The organism is Methanobrevibacter sp. (genome assembly GCF_017427765.1).
Classification (GTDB): Archaea; Methanobacteriota; Methanobacteria; order Methanobacteriales; family Methanobacteriaceae; genus Methanocatella.
This window is the reverse complement of the sequence record NZ_JAFRSC010000040.1, coordinates 1-2658: the sequence shown is the minus strand read 5'-3', so window position 1 is coordinate 2658 and position 2658 is coordinate 1. Positions and strand designations below refer to the sequence as shown.

The 2658-nt window shown below is 26.4% G+C and carries 1 protein-coding gene; it reads left to right on the top strand.

Going from position 1 to position 2658, the window contains the following annotated elements:
* The first annotated feature begins 828 nt into the window (after positions 1 to 828).
* Positions 829 to 2421 carry a transposase gene (locus tag IJL02_RS11675; RefSeq protein WP_292816641.1) on the top strand — a complete coding sequence of 531 codons (1593 nt, stop codon included), beginning with the start codon at positions 829 to 831 and terminating at the stop codon, positions 2419 to 2421.
* The last annotated feature ends 237 nt before the right edge of the window (positions 2422 to 2658 follow it).

Sequence of the window (2658 nt, the reverse complement as noted above, 5' to 3'; positions counted from 1 at the left end):
TGTTTATTAATGATGTCGTTTATTGGTTCATCATGTAAAACGTCTAAAATTACATATAATTTATTTAAAACTCGTGTATCATTCTCTAAATTTTTGATTTACGTTTGAATCTCGGAAATAATCCCAGGATATTCTTCAATTAATGTTTGATTAGACATGATTATAATATTTATAATCAATAGCATTTATAATTTTCAGTGTCGAGTACTATAATAAAGACAATACTATCATGACAATTTTAAGAGGAATACTCATTACTCCATAAATCATTAATTTTCTTATTTTTCTAATTTTACTTGATTTCTCGCCCCCATAGTGGAAATTACGACTTTTTCGCCACTTAAATTTTAAAAAATAAATATGAATTTCTTCTATTTATTTAAATAACAACGAACACAAATTAGTTAATTAACAAAAATATTTTATAAATATTGTTAATTTAGCAAAATACTATTTTTTTAACATTTGTTTGAAAAACAAATGATTATTTACTCATTATTTTTTCAGTATTTTTGTACATTTATTCTTGCAAATTGACTCGCTTTTTGAAAATTATTTTTTGCGAAGAAAAACAATAACAAAACAGAATAAAATTGCCTTAATTCTTAAATAATTTTCTAAAAATTTTTAAAATTAACTATAAGTAATACTATGCTCTTAAAAATTAATAAGAATAATTATAAATACTTTAAATTACATATTATTAATATAGAGTAAATATTATTTAATTCTAATAAATTTCAATTAAATTTAGAAGAATTAAGTAATTTTTAGGCTATTTTTTAAAAATTTTGATGGAATTAGAATTTCTAAGGAAAAGTGTTTATTATGGCATTGAAAGTATTAGAATCATTTATACGAAAAAATATTTTAGATGATTTATCTGAATTTGGTAAAGAGAGTTATAAACTCCGTACAATTGTTGAATTCATTTTTAAATCTTATGTTCAAGATTTGATTCAAGATCTTAACAAGCAATTTGACTCAGATGAAGGTAATCGAGCTTATCCTCGCGAAATGCTCTTGGGAGTATTAATGTATTGTTCTACATTACATATTTCCAATTTAACTGCTGTTGCACGCGAATGTAAATTAAATGGAATGTTACAAGTTTTTACTTGTGGTGAAACTCCGTCTGCTTCGACTTTCAGAAGGTTTTTCAAAGAAAACAATCGATTAACCTTAAAAAAGATTTTCTGCTGCACATTGTTGGAATTTAATGAAGAAAAGTTATTAGATTTCAGTAGAGTTTTTATTGATGGTACTGATGCATTGGTAAATGGTTCCATACATTATAAAATAACTTGGGATGAAATTATAATGTTAGGATATGTTAAACAGTGGAAAATCTTACATAATAATCGTAAACAATCAATGGAAAGATTTATGGAAGAATTAAAGAAAAAAGAAGAATTTTACAAAGATAATGAAGAAATGACAAAACTTATTAAAATGGCTCTGAAACGTCCAGAAATTTATAATAAAAGAATTTATAAGAAAATGCCTTTATTTATCGAAGCTTTAAGTGGAAGAAAACAAAATTACGTTTCCATTATGTTTCCAGAGTCCATAATGATGAGAACCAAAAAAGGAAAATTCGATTTTGCACTAAACTTACAACAAATCATGTTAAAAAACAAAATATCATTCGGAGGACTCCTATTAGACAAACCAAATGATAGTAAAGTCTTAGAAGAAGTATTACTTGATATTAAAGAAACAATGGAGATTTTATTGGAATTGCAGAAGAAATATGGTCTTCGACGAAACTACAAGGAAATCAACACAATAATGGAAAAAGCAACATTCATTTTAGATTCCGGCTACTTCTCAGACCACAACCTTGAAATCACAGATAAATACGCAATTAATGCATTAATCATGCCCAAAGTTATTGCAAGACAAAGAAATAACAAAATACGCTCAGAAAACGATTTGAAAGAGAAAAACAAAAATACAAAAAATGACGATAAAATCAGCAAAAAACAAATGGAAAGAATCAAAGACGCATACATATGTCCATTTAAGCAAAAATCAAGCCTAATAAGCTGGGAAATAATTGATAATGAAAGAAACAGGAGAGAAGGCATTCCAGAACATTGGAAAGACCGCAAATACAAACATGAATTTGACTGCCCAAACAATTGTCCTTTTCGCTCAATATGCAATCATCAAACCATTAATGATGATATAAGTCCTTTAAAATACAAGATGACGAATAAATTCACAAATCAGAGGTATATGAGCATGTACAATGAAAGATTCTCTGAAAGCGAAAGTATAAACGGATATATTAAAAATACGACAGGTATTTTTAAATTATTAACATCCGACAAAGAATCTGCTCAAAAAGAGATATACATCATCAACATGACATATAACCTCATCAGATTCAATAATATAAAAGGAACAGCATATTAATAAACCAAAAACTCCAAAAAATATCCTCCTACATCCTATTGAAGTTGATTACGTTAGTCTGTACTCCGTTTATATTATCCAAAAATCATCACCAATCTGGGACAATTTCTGTGAATTTTTGTGATGACCATCAAAAATCACAAAAAAGATTGCAACTTCAATGATCAGAATAATTTTTGTCAAAACTAACAAATAAAATTAACCCAAAAAATAAAACAACAAAAACAAATTAAAACC

Bases quoted from the DNA above. Each gene is read 5' to 3' on its own strand.
- IJL02_RS11675 (WP_292816641.1), top strand. From the start codon at position 829: ATGGCATTGAAAGTATTAGAATCATTTATACGAAAAAATATTTTAGAT.